The following is a 19,632-nucleotide window of genomic DNA, read 5'->3' on the forward strand; positions in this document are numbered from 1 at the left end:
CAGAGCCTCCACAAAACTGAACTGACCGCTCGGCTTCGTCGTCATCGCAAGATCCCTGTTTCAAAAACAGGGAATCACATCCACACAATTTTGCAACAGGCCCGCAAGGGGGGAGATTGGATGTCGCCACCGCTTTCGCTAATCGCCGACGTTGCAGGAAAAGCGCCGTCGTTAAAACTACCGATCTCCCCCCGTGCGGGGGAGATGGCCGGCAGGCCAGAGGTGGGTGCTGTCCCTCCACATTTCCAATTAATCGGCAGCTCCGGCGCGCCAAACAAGTGAGGCCTCTCATGACCGATTCCCGCGCCCGCGATATCCTGTCCCGCCAGTCCGAGCTCGAGAGCGAGCGCAGCCAGTATGAGGCTGTGTGGGAGCAGGTGGCGGAATTCTGCGACCCCGATGCGCCCGATATCTGGAGCGGCCGCCGAACCGGCGGCCCGGATTCCCAGGCCGAGCGGCAGGAGCGGCGTGGCGCCCGCGTCTATGCCAACACCATCAACTCGGCCGCCAACCGGCTCGCCGCCGGCCTGGAAAGCCTGATCATCCCGCAGTCGGAAAAATGGCATGGCCTGTCGACGGCGGCCATGAACGACGAGGAGACCGACGAGGAGAAGGAATGGGCGGAGGCCTTGCGCGATTTCCTGTTTGCGCTGCGCTACTCCGCCAATTCGAATTTCGTGCCGGCGACGCAGGCCTGCCTGCGCAATGTCGTGCGCTATGGCCCAGCCTATCTCTATGCCGAGGAAGGGTTCGGCGCGACGCTGATCCGCTATGCCTCGATCCCGGTGGTCGAGGGTTATCTCAGCCGCAACCGCTGGGGCCAGGTCGACATTTTCCACCGCCGCTACGAACGCACGGCGCGGCAGGCCGCGCAGCTGCTCGGCTATGACAAACTGCCGGTGCGCATCAAGGTTCTGGTCGACGATCCGGCCAAGTGCGAGACGAAGATCTCGCTGATCCAGTGCATCCAGCCGCGCGACGAGCGCAAGATGTATCGGCTCGGCGGCCAATACCAATATCTCGACACGGCCTTCGCCTCCTTCCACGTCATCGAGGACGAGGAGGAAATCGTCCGGGAAAGCGGTTTTCGCACGTTTCCGGTGTCGACCTTCAACTGGCGGCGTTACGAGGGCGACCCCTACGGCATCTCGCCGACCATAGAGGCGCTGACCACCGTGCGCGAGGAGAATGCCGTGCGCCGCTCGGGGCTTCGCGCGCTGCAGCAGATCACCGATCCGGCGACCGCCTCGAAGGCCCGGCTCGACTATGTGCCGGTGCTCAACCCAGGCGAGAATTATCCGGGCCTGATCGACGACAATGGCAGGCCGCTGATCGCGCCGATCTCGACCGGGCAGAACCCGACCTACGCCTTCAACTACGCGCAGAGCCGCGCCGACGAGATCCGCGACATGATGTTCGTCAACCTGTTCCAGACGCTGGTGCAGAACCCGCAGATGACGGCGACCGAAGCGTTGATCAGGCAAGAGGAAAAGGGCGCGCTGCTCGGCCCGTCCGGCTCGATCATCCAGGCCGGTTTCGCCAGCAATCTCGACCGCGAGCTCGGCATTCTCGAGGACAAGGGGCTCTATGACGAAGATAGCCGCTTTGTGCCGCCGGAGAGCCTCGCCGGCAAGGCGGTGCGGCCGACCTTCACCGGCCCGCTCGACGTGCTGCGCCGCTCGGCCGAAGCGCGCGACACCATCCAGGTGGTGACGACGGCCATGCAGATGGCGCAGTTCGACCCTGGCGTGATGGACAACATCGACAGTGACGAGGCGATCAAGATCGTGCAGAGCGCCGGCCGCAGCCCGCAGCGCATCTTTCGCCGCAAGGAAGAGGTGGACGAGTTGCGCGGCGCGAGAGCCAAGACCCAACAGGCGCAGGCCGGCATGGCGGCGATCGCCACGGCTGGGAAGGCCGCCAAGGACGCGGTGCCGGCTGCGGTGCAGGCCCGCGACAGCGGCCTGCTCGACGGCTTGCAAGGCATGCTGCAGGGTGGCCAAGGCGGGGAGCCCGTCGGCCCGGCAGGTAACGGCGCATGAGCCGGAAACGCTTCGCCCATTCCGGCCAGGCCGGCAGTCCTGCCAGGGCGCGCGACGCGCTGGCCAAGGCGTATCTCAGGGTGTTTTCAGGCGAGGATGGCGAGATGGTGCTCGCCGATCTCGCGGCGACGACCGGCTATTACCGGCGTCCGTCCTATGGCGAGTGGATGGCGCGCACCAGGACGCCCAATGGGTTCGAATTGCACAGCGCGCTCAGCAATGCGCGCGCCGAGGTGGTGCAGCATATTATGGGGTTCCTGACGCTGGACAATGCGCAGCTCGCGGCGCTGGAGAAGGCGGCGCGGGCGGAGGGGTAGGTGGGACGTAAAAGCTGCCAATCTCTCCCCTTGTGGGGGAGATGCCCGGTAGGGCAGAGGGGGGGCACTGTTCCGCCGACCTTGCCGCGTTCATCGCACGACAATCAAATCACAAGCGGCCGCTCAAGCTTGGCCGTAGGCGGCCAAGGTATGGGTATGTTCAAAGTTTGGCGACGACAGAGGTAGGCGCTCTACGGCGCCCCCTCTGTCCTGCCGGACATCTCCCCCACGAGGGGGGAGATTGGCTGCTTCGGCGCCGGCGCCTCAACAATTGCCGTTGCGATGGTGGTTGTCGCAAGGCGCCATATAGATGCGGCCATAGCGGTCGCGCGGCTCTGCGACGTGGTCGCGCTGCCGACAAGGTCCACTGACCCACCCGGGCAGCACCACTGCTCCAGGATTTTCCAGAAAAGTCGAGCCGACAGAACCCCACGAACGCGACAGCCAGCGTGCGATCGGCCGCGCCGTGATCGCCGGCGCCGCTTTTGTTCAAAGCCAGTTGGGCAGGAAACAGCCAATGGTCAGCGTCATCCCCCTCTCCATTGCCCAGCGCCGTCTCGATACCGGCAACGCGGTGCAATATCCGCAGGGGTCGCCGATCGGCGGCGCCATGCAGGGTCTCGGCGACCAGTTTTCCGCTGTCGCCGAGCGCTACCAGCAGATGAAGGACCAGCAGGAGGCGTTCGACGCCGAGCTGGAACGGCGCCGGTTCAACGGCCGCATCGCGCAGGCCGAAGACGAGGTGGCGGCGACCGCGCCGGCCGACGGCGCCGGGCTGCATGAGACGATGTATGGCCTGGTCGATCCGCGCAACGGCCGGGTGGTCAAAACAGGCCTGTTCGACACGCTGTTCGATGATGCCTTGCCTGGTATCCCCGAAAGCCAGCGCGCTGGTTTCGCGAGGCAGAAGGAGACGATGCGCGCGGTTGGCGCGCGGCGCATGGCGCAGCGGCAGCTCCAGCAGCGGCAGGACTACGAGCAGGCGCAGGTCGACACGGCGTTGAAGACCAGCGCCATCGCCATCGGCAACGCCAACCCCGACGATCACGTCACCTTCGAGGCGGCCAGGCAGGAAGGGCTCGACTTGATCGACAAGATGGGGCTCGACCCGGGGATCAAGCAGCAGAGGGTGAAGGACTGGTTCGGCACCGCCGCCAAGACGCGTTTCGAGGCGTTGATCGCCAAGGATCCGAAACGCGCGCTTGAGATGTTTGGCGAAGGGGCGCCGGTCTCCGGCCGCGATGCCCCCGGCGACCGCCTCGGCAAGAAAACACCTGATGAAACCGTGGCGCAGGCGTTTGCTGGCCGTGCTCCGGCGCCCGATCCGATCGCGACCAAGCCGGCAGGCGATCCTCTCGCCGACCTGTCTTCAGATGACGTTCAGCGACTGATCGACCGGGCGCACGCTTCGACGACGGCCCAACTGATCGAGGCGCGCACCAACATCGCCCTCGCTTCGCAGAATGCGCCGGACGCAATCGCCAATACGGGCAGCTATTCCGGCAAGATGCCCAGCCCCGCTGACTTCGCGGCCGTCTATGGCGCGGAGGACGGCGGCAATCGGTACCAGGACTTCAGCTTGAAGATGGATGTCGGCCGCCATGCCTTTGGCATGCGGACGATGCCCAACCAGGCGATCCACGCAGCGCTGCGCGATGCGGAGCCTGGGCCAGTCAGCTCCAACGACGAGGAGACACGGTATCGAGTTACGGCTGCCGCTGCGCTCAAGATTCTGGGCGTGAGGCGGGCGGATCCTGCTGGCTACGTCCGCGATGTCTTCGCCAATGTCGACGCCGCGTGGAGGGCGGCAACGAACCCGGACGGCAAATCGGAGACCAGCAATCCGGCGGCGTACAGATGGGCCATCGCCGTCTCTGTCGCAGCACAGAGGCAACTGGGCGTCGAGACCCCTCAACCCCTACCAAGGGCCATTGTCCAAAGCCTTGCCGACATCTTTAGCAATGAAGACGTGCCGCAGGCTGAGAAGGACATCATCCTGCATGATCTTCTGGCAGCAGCGCCCGATCCGGGTGTCCGCCAGGCCTTATCTCGGCAGTTGGATCAAGCTCGCCCTCCTCAGCCGGCCCACGTCGATTCGATCATCACCAGTGCGACAGGGCAGGGACGGGTTCCATCCGCACAACCTGGCCAGCCCCGGTCTGCATTCCAACAAGCCGCTGACGACTTCGGGGACTATCTCAGTGAGGGTTTCGAGGCCCTAGGCCGAATCCCGCATGACATCGGGATAGCTCTCCAGGATCTGCACGACGATCCGTTGGATGCCCTTAGTCAACTGCCGGTTACTTCCGCCTCCGGAGCAACGGTCGGCGGGGTCGCAGGCCTTCGGTGGTTAGGCGCCAATTTCCTCAAAGACGGGAAAATCGCCAGTGAAGTAATTGAGCCAGCTTTAAGAGTTTTCTCCAGAAAATATCAGAAGACGTTCTTTAAAGAATATCCTAAGTTAGCTGAGTTGGTATTTGTTCATCATCGAATAGAGCAAAAAGCGCTCAAGATATACATCGGAATTATGAACAAAGATATCATGCATTCACTTGAGAATCTCCGAGGAATACCGAAGGAATTGAATTCTACGCTGCATCTGAGTACCATTCGACGCGAATGGGACGCGTTCTACAGGCAAAATCCTACAACCACATTGCAGAAGTTGCTGGAAAAGGCCGCCGAAATAGATCAGAAATATGGTCACCTCTTCAATCCACCAATAGGTGAGAAATGAGATACTATTATCTTGAGCCAGAGGTATCTGGTGGTTTTGGCGATAACATCATTTTGGACGCGAGTGTCCATCCCCCTCTCATAACCCGTTTACATTATGAGTTTGATGGATGGCTGGGCGATAGTATGGTGGCGTCATTCCCGTGCTATCTTGTCACCGACGATGTTGCAGAGAAAATTCTCAAGAGTGAATTTTCAGGCGTAACCTTCGACAAGGTCGAGGTGACCACTTCTGAATTGTTCGAGGAGATGCAACCGGACCAGAAGCTTCCGCCCTTCGTATGGCTGAAAGTGAAAGGGGATGCCGGTCGCGATGATTTCGGAATGGCGAAAGATCTCCGCCTTGTCGTTTCCGAGCGGGTTCTCGATGCTCTCAAGCCTTCGGGAATCTCCAATGCCTTGATTGAACCTTTCGAGGCGTCTTGATGCCCTTAGTCTTGGCGGCTCTTTGGGGGGCGATGTTGAAGCGATGGATTGCTGGCCTGAGGGCGAAACTCGCCGACGCGACACGCGAGGCGGCACGGGGGCATCCGACCAACGGGTCGACCGGATACTTTAAAATAAGGCCGAACGTCGCTGGCGGGATCGGCGAAAACACCGTTCTCGACTCGAGCGTCCATCCGCCAATCGTGACCAAGCTTCACTATGAGGTAGAAGGCTGGTTCGGCGATGTGATCGTTGCGACATTCCCCTGTCTCCTCGTCACTGAAGAAACCCGGCGGGCACTGCAGAAGATGGGCTTTTCAGGTGCGACGTTCGCCGACGCCGAGGTGACTACCTCGGAAGAGTGTCAAGAGGATCAACCCGGGCTGGAGCTACCACCTTTCGTCTGGCTGAAGGTAAATGGAAGGCTGGCCACGACGATTTCGGGATCGCAATACCCTTCCGCCTCGTCATCTCGAAACGCATTCTTGATTTGCTGGAATCATTGGGAATACCGTTTGCTGTGGTCGAACCTTGCGAACAGTAATGGATTACGCTTTTTGATTGCGATGACAGTCCATTTGTCGGCTGCACCGATATGACTGCAGCGAACGTTTGGGCTGAGAACTGGAAAATAGTGCACTGTCACCGCAATTCGACGACGGAAAGACCCCGTTCGAGGCGCTAGATGGGTATATCGGTGCCCTTGAAGTCTGGGTTGAAGCTGCACGCAGCGGAAAGTCTGTAGCGGAATTGATACCGGTCGATGTCGACGCAAATCCCGCCAATGCCGAAATGCTGGCCAGCCGGCTCAAATTCCTTGATGAGAAGATTTTGCCAGAGCTTAAAAGGTAATTCGGACGATCGCTGCAAGCTGGAATTGGCGCCGTATTGCTCCTGTTTCCTAGCGGCTGCACCGCGAAACGCCGGTAGGCGGCTGAGGGGCGGCCCCTCAACCCCCTGCCGGGACCTTCTCCCCGTGAACGGGGAGAAGGGGCTAATGATCAATAATCGCCGTTGTAGTACCGGTCGTCGCAGGGCGCCGTGTAGATGCGGCCGCGACGGTCCTGGTAGCGGCACATCTGTTCGCCGCGGCGCTGCGGCGTGGTGGAGCTGCCGACAACCGCGCCCAGAAGGGCGCCGGCGCCGGCGCCGATGAGCGTGCTTTCGGTGTTGCCGCCGATGGCCTGGCCGACGAGGGCGCCGCCGGCGCCGCCGATCAGCGCGCCGGTTCCGGCGCGCTGCTGGCCCTCGGTCTGCGCGCAGCCTGCCAGTGCTGCGGTCATCAGCACGGCGGCGATGGCTTTGTGAAAGTTCATGTGAGGTCTCCCTTGAAGGCCTGAAATCCCTATGGCTCGTCCCGTGCGGTCGCATTGCGGCGGAACGGGGGCACGAGGCCTCACGATATAAGACATGGTTTCTCGGGCGTTGATAGGCCGAGGGCCGAAAACATCTCTTTCGAACAAGGCGCTAGCGGTGCTCGTTGTCAAAATGATTCAGCCTTCGACGGCTCGCCCTACTGTGGCTTGATTGGTCGAGCTGCCAGAATTGCCACTGAAAAAATGGAGAAATGCCATGACCCGAGGTCTTCCCCGGACGCTTGTTCGTGCCGCCGCCCGCGAGGCCGGCCTTGCCCCGCCCAGGCCGGGCCTGAAAGCCGTCACCACGGGGCAGGGCGGATCGTACCGTACCGTGTTCACCTTCGCCGGCATGCAGGTGCCGGTCACCGACGCGCTGGCCTATGCTGCCCAAAAGATCTTCGACTTTACCGAGGGCAAGGTGCGCATCAAGGGCGGCACGGCGCGGCTGCAGTTCGCTGTGCTCGGCGCCCGCGCGGCGACCATCAACGACAATGCGGCGCTGACCTGGTCGCTGGGCTCGGCCGCCGCATCGAGCGCGACGCTGGCCTCGACCATGGTCAACGTGCTGGCCTCGACGGCCCGCACACTCGACGGCACTGGCGCCGCACTCTCCACCGCCTTGACCGCCGACATCGCCGCCGCCGTGACGCTGGATGGCACGGTGACGCCGGTCGATCTCTATCTCAACCTGGCGTTTGCCACCGGCACGGATATCGATGCCGACGGTGTGCTGGCGATCACGGGTACGATCACGCTGCTTTGGGAGAACTGGGGGGATAACGCCTAGTTGCCGATGACGCGGCCAATCTCCCCCCCTCGTCGGGGAGATGCCCGGCAGGGCAGAGGGGGGGCGCTGTCCCACGAGCCTGTCCTGCTGATTAGCATTTGCATGCCTCGGGAGGGCATCGGGTGACGAAGAGCGTCGAACGCTTGCGTTCCTTCGCGCCCCCCTCTGTCCTGCCGGACATCTCCCCCACAGGTGGGGAGATTGGCAGCTTTGCCGCCGGCTCATTTCTAACCCCTAGCAAAGGAACATTACATGACAGATCTGGCAGACGCCGGGTCCGTGGCGGCGCGTGCGCAGCCGGCGGGCAACCCGGCACAGTCACCGGCAGGCACGGATAACGGGTCCGCCGCGCCTGGCGGCAAAAGTTGGTTTGACGGTCTTTCCGAAGGCAACCGCAAGCTCGCTGAAACCAAGGGCTGGACCAAGCCTGAAAGCCTCGATCGGGTTTTCACATCCTATGCGGAGCTGGAGCGGCAGCAGGGTGAGAGCCTGCGCCTTCCCGCCCCGGACGCGCCACCGGAAGACTGGGACCGGTTCCACGCCCGGCTGCCCGAGGCCATGCGTCCGGTCACGTCGTCCGAGAAGGTCGAATACCTCAGGCCGGAAGGCTTGCCGGAAAACTTCGCCTATTCGGACGAACTCGCTCAGGTGTCCTAGGCTTGGGCGGTCGAAGCGGGTGCCTCGCCGAAAACCGCGCAGGCCTATCACGACAGGTTCGTCGGCTACATGGCCGAGCAGGCCAAGCATCAGGAGATCGCGCTGGCCCGCTCGGTGGAAGCCACCCATGACGAGCTTGTCAGGGACTGGGGACCGACCGATAGCGACGGCTTTCGCCAGAGACTGGAGGTCGCCAACCGGGCGATGAAGAAGCTCGGCCTGGTCGACGCCTACAAGGCGAAGGGCATCCTTCTGCCTGACGGGGCGCTGACCGATCCGCAGATCGCCAGGGCGTTCCAGGCGATCGGCGAGGCGATGTTCCGGGAAGACACGATCGACGGCGGTGCTTCTTCCAGCGGAGCCAATCCGTTCAAGCGCAATGCCGCCGGCGAACGCAACCTGACCGATATTTCAGCCCTCGTCAAAAGCGACCCCGCCCGCGCAAGGCGGCTGGCTCGCGAGGCGGGGGAAAATCCCGACCGCTGGATGCCCAACAACCCGCGCTGACGATCGATCAGCCGCACTGAAACGCCCCTCATCCGGCCGCTTCGCGTCCACCTTCTCCTCGTCAGGGAGAAGAGGCGCGCCGACGTCGCAAGTCTCCTCTCCCCCGGAGAGGTCAGCCGAGCGAACCAGAGGCTGGGTGAGGGGGCACCCGCCGCCAACCCAAACCTGAAGGAAGAGAAAAATGGCAGATGCCTACACCCGTATCGCGGACGCGATCGTTCCGTCCGTCTATGCGCAATATGCTTTCGAGGAACATGTGCAGTCGCTCGAGATCTACCAGGCCGGAATCCTGTTTTCCGACCCGGCCATCTCGTCAAAGCTGTCGATGGGCGGCCGCTCCGTCGACATGCCCGGCTGGAAGGACCTCGGCAACGATCCGTCCGAACCGGTCAATGACGATCCGGCTGATTCCATCGAGATGAAGAAGATCGGCTCGCGCCGCGAGGTCGCCGCCCGCAATGTCCGCGCCCAGGCGTGGGGCGTTCCGGACCTGACCTCGATCCTAGCCGGCGACGATCCGCAGAAGCTGATCGTCAAGCGGCAGACCGAGTACTGGCAGCGCGCCAACAAGCTGACCCTGCTCGGCATCCTGAAAGGCGTCGTCGCTGACAACGTCGCCAATGACGGCGGCGACCTGGTGCGCACCACCGGCGCCTCCATCGTCGACACCGACATCATCGAGGCCGCCTATCTGATGGGCGACCGCGCGGACAAGTTCAAGACGATCTGGATGCACTCCAAGCAGATGAAGGCGCTGAAGCTCGCCGACCTCATCGACTATGTGCCGTCTTCCGAGCAGGGCGGACCGCTGATCCCCTATTATATGGGTCTGCGGGCCGTGGTCGACGACGATATCCCGGTCACGGCGGGCGTCTACACCGCCTTCATGTTCAAGGACAAGGCGATCCTGTGGAACGAGCTGCCGGTCAACACCGAGGGCGGCCCGCTGGAGTTCGACCGCAAGCCGCGCCAGGGCCATGGCGGCGGCATCACCGAAATGGTCGGCCGCCGGCATTTTGTGCCGCATGTGCCCGGCACCCGCTTCCTCGACGCCTCCTCGGCCGGCGAATTCGCCACCGATGCGGAACTGGCGCTGGCTGCGAACTGGGACCGCACCGCGTCGAGCGTCAAGAACATGACGTTCATCGCGCTGAAGACGACCGAGGCCTGATAGGACCGAGGCGGGGGGCGGGGGCGATGCGCTCCCGCTTCTTTTCTAAACTTGGCGCCGGCCATGTTCCGATCCTGGCGTGACAAACAGAGCCGGAATCCATCGCCGGCACAGGATTGGCCCGCCGAATCAATGCGTGGGCAACACGCTCGTTGGCGGCCTCTCCAAAATCCGGATCCGACGAAGGCATCGGCCTCGAGCGCCATTGCCGGCCGTGCCGCGGCGGCCGGGTGATTTTCGGCCGTTCAGCCCTCAGTGCTTCGTGAGCAGGGAACAGCCATGGTACACATCATCCCCCTTTCCATTGGCCAGCGCCGGCTCGACACCGGCAACGCGCCGCAATATCCGCAGGGGTCGCCAATCGGCGGCGCCATGCACGGGCTGGGCGATCACCTTTCCGCTGTCGCCGAGCGCTACCAGCAGATGAAGGACCAGCAGGAGGCGTTCGACGCCGAATTGGCCCGCCGCCGCTTCCACGGCCAGATCGCGCAGGCGGAAGATGAGGTGACGGCCAACGCCCCGGCTGACGGCGCCGGCCTGCATGAGACCATGTACGGCCAGGTCAATGCGTACGACGGCAGGGTCGTCAAGACCGGCCTGTTCGACAGGCTGTTCGACAAGGCTTTGCCGAACATGCCTGAGAGCCAGCGCGCCGCTTTCGCCGAGCACAAGGAGACGATGCGCAGGGTTGGCTCGCTGCGCATGGCGCAGCGGCAGCTTCAGCAGCGCGAAGACTATGAACAAGCGCAGGTCGACACGGTGCTCACGACCAGCGGCATCGCCATCGGCAACGCCGATCCCGACGATCCTGTCACCTTCGAAGTAGCCCGCCAGGAAGGGCTCGACTTGATCGCCAAGATGGGGCTCGACCCCGGGATCAGACAGCAGAAGGTGAAGGACTGGTTCGGCACCGCGGCCAAGACGCGTTTCGAGGCGCTGATCGCCAAGGATCCGAAACGCGCGCTGGAGACGTTTGGTGTCAGGACCCCGGAAGAGTCTTCGGGAGACGTTCAGCCGATCACTTGGGTTCTTGCCTCGGGCAGATCAGAGGCGGCTGCCGCGAAAGGCGATCGCGTTGGCAAGCTCACGCCAGACGAGCGCGTGGCGCAGGCGTTTGGGGACATTGCTCCGGCGCCTGATACGGCGATCAAGCCCGCAACCGACCATCTCGCCGACCTGTCTCCAGATGACATTCAGCGGCTGATCAACCAGGCACACGCCGCGAATACGGCCCAATTGATCGAGGCGCGCACCAACATCGCTCTCGCTGCGCAGAACGCCCCGAACGCGATCGCCAATACGGGAAGCTATTCCGGCAAGATGCCCAGCCCCGCCGACTTCGCCGCCGTTTATGGCGCCGAGGAGGGCGGCGATCGGTACCAAGACTTCAGCTTGAAGATGGATGTCGGCCGCCAAGCCTTTGGCATGCGGACGATGCCCAACCAGGCGATCCACGCAGCGCTGCGCGATGCGGAGCCTGGGCCGGTCGGCTCCAACGAAGAGGAGACACGGTATCGGGTTACGGCTGCCGCTGCGCTGAAGACCCTGGACATGAGGCGGGCGGACCCTGCTGGCTACGTCCGCGAGGTCTTCCCCAATGTCGACGCCGCGTGGAAGGCGACAACGAGCCCGGATGGCAAGTCGGAGACCGGCAATCCGGAGGCGTACAAATGGGCCATCGCCGTCTCTGTCGCAGCCCAGAGGCAACTCGGCATCGAGAGACCCCTCAACCTCTGCCGAAGGCCGTTGTCCAAAGCATAGCTGACACCTTCGGCGACAAAAACATGCCGCAGGCTAAGAAGGACATCATCCTGCGTGATCTTCTAGCAGCAGCGCCCGATCCGGGTGTCCGCCAGGCCTTATCTCAGCAGTTGGATCAAGCTGGCCTTTCTCGATCGGCCCAAGTCGGCCCGATCGTCACTGCTGCGACAGTGCAAGGACGGCTTCCATCAGCGCCTCCTGGCGAAGCCCGGTCTGCACTCCAACGAGCTGCGGACGACTTCGGCGATTATCTGAGCGAGGGTTTCGAGGCCCTAGGCCGAATCCCGCATGACATTGGGATAGCTCTCCAGGATCTGCACGATTCTCCTTTGGGTTTCCTTGAGCAACTGCCCGCCACCCCTGGCTCGGGGGCGGTTGCTGAAGGGCGCTTGGCATTAGAGACAGTCGGCGAAGCTGTTGCAAAAGGCTTGGCCATAATCCGCGGCGGGACCGGCAAGTTTGCCAAACCGCTGGAGGAGTTTGCAACAAGTGGTTCGCGCGCCACATCGGAGCTTGCCGCTGAGGGCGCGGTGGCTCGCCAAGCCGTCGGTGCGGAGGCTCGTGCAGTAAATGCAGCAAATGAGGCCGCTTACCGCTTGGGCACAGGTGCAAAGCCCGACAAGGCCGAGCTTCTTGAAATAATAAAGTCAATCGCGAGAGACCCCTCAAAGATAAGGTACGCGGGGGCATCGTTTGGCAAGGCTCTTTCAAAAAATTACCGCAAAACGTTTCTCGACGCGAACCCGAAACTGGAGGGTGAAGTTGTGGTCCACCACGCGGCTGAGCAGCAAATCTTGAACAGATATCTCGGGCTCGTGGCCGAAGAGGAGATGCACTCGCTTCAGAATCTGCGTGGGATTCCTAAAAGCTTGGACAACCTCTTGCACAACAAAATTTTCCGATACGAATGGGACGAATTTTATGCGTCGCATCCTCAGGCCACTCGTCAGCAGGTGCTGGACTACGTGGCTTATATCGACAAAAAATACGGACATCTGTTCAACCCTCCAATAGGTGGATAATGCAGTATTTCTATATCAGACCTGATGTGGCTGGTGGGCTTGGCAGAAACACCGTTTTGGACCCCAGCGTCCATCCTCCGATTGTGACCAAGCTCCACTACGTGGTAGAGGGCTGGACCGGTGATGTGCTCGTTACGACGTTCCCGTGTTACCTCGTCACCGAAGAAACCCAGCGTGCACTGCAGAACATAGGTTTTTCGGGTGCGACGTTCGCTGAAGCCGAAGTGACGACATCCGAAGAGTTTCATGAATATCAACCTGGGCAGGAACTTCCACCTTTCGTCTGGTTGAAAGTGAATGGGAAGGCTGGCCGCGACGACTTCGGGATCGCAGCAAACTATCGCCTTGTCATCTCGGAGCGCATTCTTGATTTGCTGGAATCATTTGGAATACCGTTTGCAGTGGTCGAACCCTACGAGCAGTAACGGATTACGCTTGTTGAATGCGATAACAGTCCGTCTTTTGTCGGCTGCACCATGTGACTGCAGCGTGCACTGTCACCGTAATTCCAGAAGACACTGCATCCGAATGGCCGAGGAGGATTTTCCCTATGGGGAAAAAATGAAGTTGCTGGATATCGTTGGACGGTTGTCGGAATTTGACGAGGAGGACCCGGTCTACGCAGCGGAGCCCACAATCTACGCGGCGGAGCCTTGGACCGAGGATTCAGACGCAATGGTTTTGCCTCAGCAGGATGGGGTGTTGGTACCAGCCGAGGCAGCTAAAGAGGGCCTGGCATACTTTCTCGAAATCAACCTTGCGATCGAGATTACCGAGGCTTTGGTTGCATCCGCAGAAAGAAAAGCCAAGCGTTTCCGCTATCTGCGAACGCGTTATTTATTATGCCACCTATGATGCGTGAGAGGTTAAATGTCGACTAACCCACGTTATGACGGACAGCCGCTGCTTAGACTGCTGGATGTTTATGTGCTCTGGGCGATCGGAGAACTTTCTCAAGAGTCGGAAGAGGGCTTGAAAAGAATGGCCCCCAAACTGCAATCTCTGTTTGGTGGCGATGGACGGTGGCATCACGCAATTGCCCAAGCCATGCACATGCCCGGAGGAATCCCGGCAGCAATCCGGGATATGTGGGCAAGGAATCTCAAAATCGCTCGCGTCAACGGCACGACCCTCCCGCCCGAGAGATTTGCCGAGATATTCGTGGACAACAACTTCGCGGATTGGGCGTTCTGTAGCGCCAGATTTTCAGACCTTCGCTGCCCCTCAACCTCCTGCCGGGACCTTCTCCCCGTCAACGGGGATGATCAATAATCGCCATTACCTCGATAAGAAATACTGAAATCTGTTCAATCCTCCGATAGGTGAGTGATGCAATATTTTTACATAGAACCGAACGTTGCTGGTGGGCTTGGCAACCACACCGTTCTTGACACGAGTGTCCATCCGCCGATTGTGACCAAGCTTCACTACGAGGTAGAGGGCTGGTTCGGCGATGTGCTCGTTACGACGTTCCCGTGTTACCTCGCCACCGAAGAAACCCAGCGCGCTCTGCACAAGATGGGCTTTTCAGGTGCGACGTTCGCCGAAGTCGAAGTGACAACCTCCGAAGAGTTCCATGAGGACCAGCCTGGGCAGGAACTTCCGCCATTTGTCTGGTTGAAAGTGAATGGCGAGGCTGGCCGCGACGACTTCGGTATCGCAGCAGATTATCGCCTCGTCATCTCGCAACGCATTCTCGATCTGCTGGAGTCGTTGGGAATACCGTTTGCCGTGGTCGAGCCTTACGAACAGTAACGGGATTACGCTTTTGAATTGCGACGACGGCTCATTTTTGTCGGCCGCACCCATGTGACTGCAGTGAATCTTCAGACTGAGAACTGGAAATAGTGCATTGTCACCGCAATTCCTCATGGGAACGGCATCGCTCCAATCTCATCCAGGCGTCAATAATGCAGCGGGTGCTTTGAGACATGCCGAATGGTCGGCCAAGATGGCGCAATCGCTTGGGGTCAACGAAGCGAAGAAGATATCGGATGCCTATGAGATATCCCATCCGAATGACCGATATGAGCGCGCGATGGATTTGATAAATAACAATGTCGGCCGTGTGTTGGGCGAAGCTTTACCCGGGGTCGCGCCCGACGAAATCGCGCGCCTTGCCCTGGAGGCCGGACTACTTCAGACTTCACTGCCTCCGGCAATGATCTTTCACGAGAAAAGAAAATGAAGAAAGTGATGGTTCTGACGACCGCAACTATCTTGGTGGCTGCTGCAATTTTTGTTTATTGCAGCCCTCTTCTCGTCAAGCTTGAGAAGGACGGATTTGTGGGCGGAACGCTGGAAATTGCAGGCACCAAACTGGATGAAGCGGCAGGATCTGGAACGACGTACCACCTCGTTTTCGTGAATGAGGAATCCAGCGCGAGCGTTTCTTGCAGCAAGGATGGGAAAGTTACAAGCCGGGATGGATATCTATCTCCATGGCTTGGGTGGTCCGTAAGTTTCCATCTTTCGAATTGCTCGATTAGTGGATTTCGTCCGATATTTTAAGGGTTGGAATCACGAATAACAGTGAGATGCCGGAGATCTCGCGCGTTTTGTCGATAGCATGTCCGGACTGAGACTTGGAAAATAGTGCGCTGCCGCCGTAGTTCCTCGTTCTGACAATATTTCTTAGCGCCCCCTCCGTCCTGCCGGCTTTCGTCATTCGGAAAGCCAAGCAGTTGGCTTTCCGTCCGCTACGCGGACCACTCTTCAACCCCACGAAGGGAGATCGGAGGGGGCGTAGAGCACGATCTCTGAATATCGCCATCCAAACCCCCAGCCGCTTCGCAGCGGCTTTTTTCATGCCCGGAGAAAATCATGACCCGACCCACATGGACGAGGCGCTGACCCATGGCCATCACCCCGCTCGATATCGCCAACATGGCGCTGGCCGTGCTCGACGAGGCGCCGATCGACAGTCTCGATCAGGACGTCAAGGCGGCACGGCTGCTCAACTTGCATTTCGACCTCGCAAGGGAAGCAGAACTTACCAAATGTGCCTGGGTGTTCGCCATCCTGCGCGCCACGGTTGCCGGGGCGGACACCGGCAGCGATTGCGGCTTGACCTTTGCCTATGAACTGCCGGCCGACTGCCTGCGGCCGCTGCCGCTGACCCGTGATGGCGAGCCGGACGGCGTGCCGATTTCGTGGCGCCAGGAGGCGGGGCTGATCTATTCCGACCAGTCCGGCCCGATGACCATCCGTTACGTCGCCAACCTCACCGATCCCAACGACTGGGATGCGCTGTTCACCGAGGTTCTGGTGGCGGCCCTTGCCGTCAAGGTGGCGCATCCGCTGACGCACAAGTCAGGCATGATCGATATTGCCCGCTCGGCCTATGACCGGGCGCTGGACGCGGCGCTCAACGCCAACGCCATCCAGCGCGGCAGCCGGCTCTACACCGCCTCGTGGTCCAATCAGCGCGGCGACAACAGGATTGCGCGCTGATGACGACGCTCTATCCCGTCCAGGACGTCTTCACCCGCGGCGAGATCTCGCCGCGCCTGCATGCACGCGCCTCGCTCGACTTCTATCGGGCGGCGCTGGCCAAATGCGAGAACTTCATCACCCTGCCGCATGGCGGCATCCGCAAGCGCGGCGGCACCTATTTTGCCGGCGAGGTGAAGATTTCCGCGAAGACGACGCGGCTGATCCCATTCATCTTCTCGGCCGATCAAGCCTATGCGCTCGAATTCGGCGACCGGTACATCCGCGTCCATGCCTATGGCGCGCGCGTCGACACGGTGGAGGTCGCTTCGCCCTATCTCGAGGCGGACCTGTTCGAGCTCGCCTATGTCCAGTCGGCCGACCAGATGTGGGTCACTCACCGGGACTATCCGCCCAAGGTGCTGACGCGCAGCGCACACACGGCGTGGGCTCTGACGGATTTTGAATTCCTCGACGGTCCCTACGACCCGGTCAACGACACGGCGACGACGCTGACACCGTCCGACACCGGGCATCTGACGCCGCAGATGACCAGCAACACGACGCCTTCCGGCACCGCTTCCACCGGCAGCGGCAGCGCCTCTGCCTGGCAGATGTTCGACCGCGACAAGACGCAGGATATCCAGATCTCTGGCGGCGGTGACGGCTATATCCGGTTCCGCAATGCCGGCGGTTCACAGCGCGTGGCCGATGCCTACTGGATCACCACGTCACGGGTGGCAACGGGCAATTATGATTTCTTCACCGCCTGGGAATTGCAGGGTTCCAATGATGGCACCAACTGGGTCACCCTGGATACTCGTACGGGCGAGCTCGGCTGGGGCAATGGCGAGACGCGCTTCTACGAATTCACGAACAAATCGGCCTTTGAATATCATCAACTGGTGTTCAGCGGCGGTGGCGGCGATGATGCCGAAAGCAGCGTTTCGGCCGAGCTTGCGATCCATGTCGCCGCATTCGACCAGACGCCGTTCGACATCACCGCGTCTTCAAGCATCGGCATCAACAATGACACCGGCTTCCAGGCGACCGATGTCGGCCGCGCCATCCGCTTGTTGGGCGCCGACGGCATCTGGCGGTGGGCGAGGATCACCAGCCGCACCAGCACGACGGTCGTCAAGATCATTCTCTACGGCCATGCGCTGCCGAACATGAACCCGATCACGCGCTGGCGGCTCGGCACCTTCGTGCCCGGCAAGTACGTCGAAAGCGGGTCGCTCTACGAGGAGCGGCTGGCCTTCAGCCGCAAATTCTCGGTCTATGCCTCGGCCACCGGCGATTTCGACAATTTTGCACTGGGCGAGAAGGACGACGACGCGCTGGAGTTCGTCCAGGCGGGCGGCGGCCAGGCCAACGACATTGTCTGGATCGCCGACAGCGACGGCGCGCTTCTGATCGGCACCTCAGGCGGCATCCGCGCCCTGTCGGGCTCGGGCATCGACGAGGCGCTGACGCCCTCCTCGTTCAAGAACCGGCGCTCGCGCACCTTTGGCTGCGCCCGCATCCGCCCGGTGGATGCCGGCCAGTCGTTCCTCTATGTCACACGCTCGCGCAAATCGATCGCCGAGCTGACGCAGACGGCGCAGAGCCGTTTTGCTTCGGACGATGTCGGCCAGGTCTCCGAGCATATTCCCAAAAAGGGTGTGGTCGAGCTCGCCTTCCAGACCGATCCCGACCCGTTGCTGTGGTTCCCGCTCGAGAATGGCGAGCTTGGCGGCTACACCCATCAGCCGAGCCAGGAGGTGCGCGGCATGCACCGGCATCGCCTGGGCGGCAACGTCAGCGGGGCGGGCTCCGATGGTTCAAATTGGGCTGATGTCGAAAGCGCTGCGGTCACCCCCGGCCAGGACGGCAATGACGATCTCTGGCTGATCGTGAAGCGCAGCATTGGCGGCGTGACCAGGCGCTACATCGAGATCAAGACCGCGCCGTTCGAATACGGCGCCATCGCGGACGCCTTCGAGGTCGATTGCGGCCTGTCCTACGCGGGTCTTGCGGTCACCACGGTGGGCGGCGCCATGCACCTTGCCGGCCAGTCCGTCGATGTGCTCGCCGACGGCAAGGTCTATCGCGGGCTGACCGTCAGCGGCGGCGGCACCGTCACGCTGCCGGGCGGTTCTACCGCCGCCAAATGGCAACTCGGCCTGCCCTACGCGGCGGGCGCCGACACGCTGGAGCTCGATGTCGGCGGCCGCGACGGCTCCATCATCGGCCGCCGCAAGAAGGTGGCGAAGGTGATCCTGTCGCTGCTGGAGACCGACACCACGGGGCTTCAAGTCCAGTCCTTGATGCGCGGCCGCTGGGAGCCGGTGCGCATGCCCTCGATCATCGCGCCGGACGGGCGGGCAACGCTGTTCACCGGCAATGTCGAGGTGCCGATCGACGACAGCTGGGAAGGGCAGGGCCGAGTGCGGATCCGCCATGTCAACCCGACGCCCTGCACGATCCGTGCGTTCACGCCGGTGTTCGACGCCGAGCCGTAGAGCGCCGGCATTGAAGATGGTGATTTCCCCCTTGAGGGGAGATGTCGCCGGAGGCGACAGAGGGGGTCGGTTCGACCGGACGCCAACCTCCTCCACGTTGAAAGAGGATGCCGACGCTCCACGCGAAGCGCCAATCTCATCTGCCGCGGTAGGTCGCACCCGGTCGTGCCGACCCCCCTCTGGCCTGCCGGCCATCTCCCCCTCGAGTGGGGAGATAACAATTCACCAAAGGATCCCCGAAATGACATCTCCCCATGCCGAAATCCTCGGGATGGCGCGGACGGCTGCCGAATTCGCCGCCGTCATCGCCTTGCTCGACACCGACCTCAACGACGCGCTTCACTGCAGAACCGAACTGGCGCAAGCCGAGGACCGCGCGGTCTTCGGCGATGGCGACCTGGCCGCCGCGCGTGCCGCGCTGGACGACTGCAACGACCAGATCGGGCTGCTGGAAAAGATCATCGTCGCTGCCGGCAAATGCCGTGCGGAGGCCGCGCAAGGCGAAGCGCGGGCCGACATCGCCGCGCTTGGCGACGAGATCAAGGCCAAAGCTGCAACGCTTGGCGAGCGCTGGGGCAGCGCCCGCCGGCTGGTCGAGCTGCTGCGCCAGGAATTGTTCGAGGCCGATGCGCTCGCCCGCACCATTGCCACCGCCAACGGCCTGTTCGATGCCGCCGGCGTCGCCGAGCTGAAGATCAATCTGACCACGACCCGCCGCGCCGCCATGGCCGGCCCGCGGGCCGCTGCACCCGCCCGTCTCAGCCGGCCGGCGTTGCAGGCCGACAGGCTGCTTGTGTCGTTCCTCACCCCCGGCGGTGCGCTCGACCCTCGCCCGGCGCTCGGCGCGCCGGTGGACGGCGTCAAAAGCAAATTCATTCCCGCAAACACCTCCTTTGGCGAACGAGGCTGAAC

The 19,632-nt window shown here is 61.8% G+C and carries 21 protein-coding genes and 1 pseudogene; 21 read left to right on the forward strand and 1 reads right to left on the reverse strand.

Annotated features, from left to right (window positions below; genetic code table 11):
• The 6 genes and pseudogenes from NKK51_RS23300 to NKK51_RS23325 all read left to right on the forward strand — a co-directional run.
• Positions 1-282, forward strand: a pseudogene (locus NKK51_RS23300) (hypothetical protein); the annotation flags it as partial.
• Positions 283-290: 8 nt separating this feature from the next.
• Positions 291-2,042 (forward strand): portal protein, encoded by a 1,752-nt coding sequence (locus NKK51_RS23305; RefSeq protein ID WP_023813801.1) that lies wholly within the window; start codon positions 291-293, stop codon positions 2,040-2,042.
• A complete protein-coding gene (locus tag NKK51_RS23310; protein ID WP_352554719.1) occupies positions 2,039-2,359 on the forward strand; it encodes a Bbp19 family protein in 321 nt (106 codons plus the stop codon). The genes NKK51_RS23305 and NKK51_RS23310 overlap by 4 nt, the downstream gene beginning before the upstream one ends.
• A gap of 517 nt (positions 2,360-2,876) precedes the next feature.
• Complete coding sequence (locus NKK51_RS23315; protein ID WP_023813798.1) at positions 2,877-5,096, forward strand: hypothetical protein; 2,220 nt, start codon at positions 2,877-2,879, stop codon at positions 5,094-5,096.
• Complete coding sequence (locus NKK51_RS23320) at positions 5,093-5,521, forward strand: hypothetical protein (protein WP_023813797.1); 429 nt, start codon at positions 5,093-5,095, stop codon at positions 5,519-5,521. The genes NKK51_RS23315 and NKK51_RS23320 overlap by 4 nt, the downstream gene beginning before the upstream one ends.
• Entirely contained in the window at positions 5,521-6,120 is a 600-nt protein-coding gene (locus tag NKK51_RS23325) for a hypothetical protein (protein ID WP_050592753.1), read from the forward strand. Before NKK51_RS23320 ends, NKK51_RS23325 begins: the two co-directional genes overlap by 1 nt.
• 402 nt (positions 6,121-6,522) lie before the next feature.
• Here the strand turns inward: NKK51_RS23325 and NKK51_RS23330 are convergent, their stop codons facing one another.
• On the reverse strand, positions 6,523-6,837 hold the full coding sequence (locus tag NKK51_RS23330; RefSeq protein ID WP_027040217.1) for a YMGG-like glycine zipper-containing protein: 315 nt from the start codon (positions 6,835-6,837) through the stop codon (positions 6,523-6,525).
• A 256-nt stretch (positions 6,838-7,093) separates the two neighbouring features.
• On the opposite strand from NKK51_RS23330, the gene NKK51_RS23335 reads away from it, so the two are divergent.
• From NKK51_RS23335 to NKK51_RS23405, 15 genes are all read left to right on the forward strand, one after another.
• Positions 7,094-7,666, forward strand: coding sequence for a hypothetical protein (locus NKK51_RS23335; protein ID WP_352554720.1), 573 nt, complete (start codon positions 7,094-7,096; stop codon positions 7,664-7,666).
• 252 nt (positions 7,667-7,918) lie between these two features.
• Positions 7,919-8,323: a hypothetical protein gene (locus NKK51_RS23340; RefSeq protein ID WP_352554721.1), complete on the forward strand. Its 405-nt coding sequence runs from the start codon at positions 7,919-7,921 to the stop codon at positions 8,321-8,323.
• Between the two features lie 69 nt (positions 8,324-8,392).
• Positions 8,393-8,830 (forward strand): hypothetical protein, encoded by a 438-nt coding sequence (locus tag NKK51_RS23345; RefSeq protein WP_352554722.1) that lies wholly within the window; start codon positions 8,393-8,395, stop codon positions 8,828-8,830.
• A 181-nt stretch (positions 8,831-9,011) separates the two neighbouring features.
• A complete protein-coding gene (locus NKK51_RS23350; protein WP_352554723.1) occupies positions 9,012-10,001 on the forward strand; it encodes a Coat protein in 990 nt (329 codons plus the stop codon).
• A gap of 279 nt (positions 10,002-10,280) precedes the next feature.
• A complete protein-coding gene (locus NKK51_RS23355) occupies positions 10,281-11,762 on the forward strand; it encodes a hypothetical protein (protein ID WP_352554724.1) in 1,482 nt (493 codons plus the stop codon).
• Between the two features lie 23 nt (positions 11,763-11,785).
• Entirely contained in the window at positions 11,786-12,784 is a 999-nt protein-coding gene (locus NKK51_RS23360; protein ID WP_352554725.1) for a hypothetical protein, read from the forward strand.
• Entirely contained in the window at positions 12,784-13,209 is a 426-nt protein-coding gene (locus tag NKK51_RS23365) for a hypothetical protein (RefSeq protein WP_352554726.1), read from the forward strand. Before NKK51_RS23360 ends, NKK51_RS23365 begins: the two co-directional genes overlap by 1 nt.
• A gap of 103 nt (positions 13,210-13,312) precedes the next feature.
• On the forward strand, positions 13,313-13,639 hold the full coding sequence (locus NKK51_RS23370) for a hypothetical protein (RefSeq protein ID WP_023814094.1): 327 nt from the start codon (positions 13,313-13,315) through the stop codon (positions 13,637-13,639).
• A 15-nt stretch (positions 13,640-13,654) separates the two neighbouring features.
• Positions 13,655-14,056, forward strand: a complete 402-nt coding sequence (locus tag NKK51_RS23375) for a hypothetical protein (protein WP_023814093.1) — start codon at positions 13,655-13,657, stop codon at positions 14,054-14,056.
• 57 nt (positions 14,057-14,113) lie between these two features.
• Positions 14,114-14,539 carry a hypothetical protein gene (locus NKK51_RS23380; RefSeq protein ID WP_023814092.1) on the forward strand — a complete coding sequence of 142 codons (426 nt, stop codon included), beginning with the start codon at positions 14,114-14,116 and terminating at the stop codon, positions 14,537-14,539.
• A gap of 97 nt (positions 14,540-14,636) precedes the next feature.
• Complete coding sequence (locus NKK51_RS23385; protein ID WP_128304615.1) at positions 14,637-14,972, forward strand: DUF6973 domain-containing protein; 336 nt, start codon at positions 14,637-14,639, stop codon at positions 14,970-14,972.
• Entirely contained in the window at positions 14,969-15,295 is a 327-nt protein-coding gene (locus NKK51_RS23390; protein WP_352554727.1) for a hypothetical protein, read from the forward strand. Before NKK51_RS23385 ends, NKK51_RS23390 begins: the two co-directional genes overlap by 4 nt.
• Positions 15,296-15,640: 345 nt before the next feature.
• On the forward strand, positions 15,641-16,237 hold the full coding sequence (locus NKK51_RS23395) for a phage connector family protein (protein ID WP_352554728.1): 597 nt from the start codon (positions 15,641-15,643) through the stop codon (positions 16,235-16,237).
• Positions 16,237-18,720 (forward strand): phage tail protein, encoded by a 2,484-nt coding sequence (locus NKK51_RS23400; protein ID WP_352554729.1) that lies wholly within the window; start codon positions 16,237-16,239, stop codon positions 18,718-18,720. The genes NKK51_RS23395 and NKK51_RS23400 overlap by 1 nt, the downstream gene beginning before the upstream one ends.
• Positions 18,721-18,961: 241 nt before the next feature.
• Positions 18,962-19,630: a hypothetical protein gene (locus NKK51_RS23405; RefSeq protein ID WP_352554730.1), complete on the forward strand. Its 669-nt coding sequence runs from the start codon at positions 18,962-18,964 to the stop codon at positions 19,628-19,630.
• The last annotated feature ends 2 nt before the right edge of the window (positions 19,631-19,632 follow it).

It is taken from the genome of Mesorhizobium sp. M0011 (genome assembly GCF_040324155.1).
In the GTDB taxonomy this organism is placed as follows: domain Bacteria; phylum Pseudomonadota; class Alphaproteobacteria; order Rhizobiales; family Rhizobiaceae; genus Mesorhizobium.

Bases quoted from the DNA above. Each gene is read 5' to 3' on its own strand.
- NKK51_RS23305 (WP_023813801.1), top strand. From the start codon at position 291: ATGACCGATTCCCGCGCCCGCGATATCCTGTCCCGCCAGTCCGAGCTC.
- NKK51_RS23310 (WP_352554719.1), top strand. From the start codon at position 2,039: ATGAGCCGGAAACGCTTCGCCCATTCCGGCCAGGCCGGCAGTCCTGCC.
- NKK51_RS23315 (WP_023813798.1), top strand. From the start codon at position 2,877: ATGGTCAGCGTCATCCCCCTCTCCATTGCCCAGCGCCGTCTCGATACC.
- NKK51_RS23320 (WP_023813797.1), top strand. From the start codon at position 5,093: ATGAGATACTATTATCTTGAGCCAGAGGTATCTGGTGGTTTTGGCGAT.
- NKK51_RS23325 (WP_050592753.1), top strand. From the start codon at position 5,521: ATGCCCTTAGTCTTGGCGGCTCTTTGGGGGGCGATGTTGAAGCGATGG.
- NKK51_RS23330 (WP_027040217.1), bottom strand. From the start codon at position 6,837: ATGAACTTTCACAAAGCCATCGCCGCCGTGCTGATGACCGCAGCACTG.
- NKK51_RS23335 (WP_352554720.1), top strand. From the start codon at position 7,094: ATGACCCGAGGTCTTCCCCGGACGCTTGTTCGTGCCGCCGCCCGCGAG.
- NKK51_RS23340 (WP_352554721.1), top strand. From the start codon at position 7,919: ATGACAGATCTGGCAGACGCCGGGTCCGTGGCGGCGCGTGCGCAGCCG.
- NKK51_RS23345 (WP_352554722.1), top strand. From the start codon at position 8,393: ATGGCCGAGCAGGCCAAGCATCAGGAGATCGCGCTGGCCCGCTCGGTG.
- NKK51_RS23350 (WP_352554723.1), top strand. From the start codon at position 9,012: ATGGCAGATGCCTACACCCGTATCGCGGACGCGATCGTTCCGTCCGTC.
- NKK51_RS23355 (WP_352554724.1), top strand. From the start codon at position 10,281: ATGGTACACATCATCCCCCTTTCCATTGGCCAGCGCCGGCTCGACACC.
- NKK51_RS23360 (WP_352554725.1), top strand. From the start codon at position 11,786: ATGCCGCAGGCTAAGAAGGACATCATCCTGCGTGATCTTCTAGCAGCA.
- NKK51_RS23365 (WP_352554726.1), top strand. From the start codon at position 12,784: ATGCAGTATTTCTATATCAGACCTGATGTGGCTGGTGGGCTTGGCAGA.
- NKK51_RS23370 (WP_023814094.1), top strand. From the start codon at position 13,313: ATGGCCGAGGAGGATTTTCCCTATGGGGAAAAAATGAAGTTGCTGGAT.
- NKK51_RS23375 (WP_023814093.1), top strand. From the start codon at position 13,655: ATGTCGACTAACCCACGTTATGACGGACAGCCGCTGCTTAGACTGCTG.
- NKK51_RS23380 (WP_023814092.1), top strand. From the start codon at position 14,114: ATGCAATATTTTTACATAGAACCGAACGTTGCTGGTGGGCTTGGCAAC.
- NKK51_RS23390 (WP_352554727.1), top strand. From the start codon at position 14,969: ATGAAGAAAGTGATGGTTCTGACGACCGCAACTATCTTGGTGGCTGCT.
- NKK51_RS23395 (WP_352554728.1), top strand. From the start codon at position 15,641: ATGGCCATCACCCCGCTCGATATCGCCAACATGGCGCTGGCCGTGCTC.
- NKK51_RS23400 (WP_352554729.1), top strand. From the start codon at position 16,237: ATGACGACGCTCTATCCCGTCCAGGACGTCTTCACCCGCGGCGAGATC.
- NKK51_RS23405 (WP_352554730.1), top strand. From the start codon at position 18,962: ATGACATCTCCCCATGCCGAAATCCTCGGGATGGCGCGGACGGCTGCC.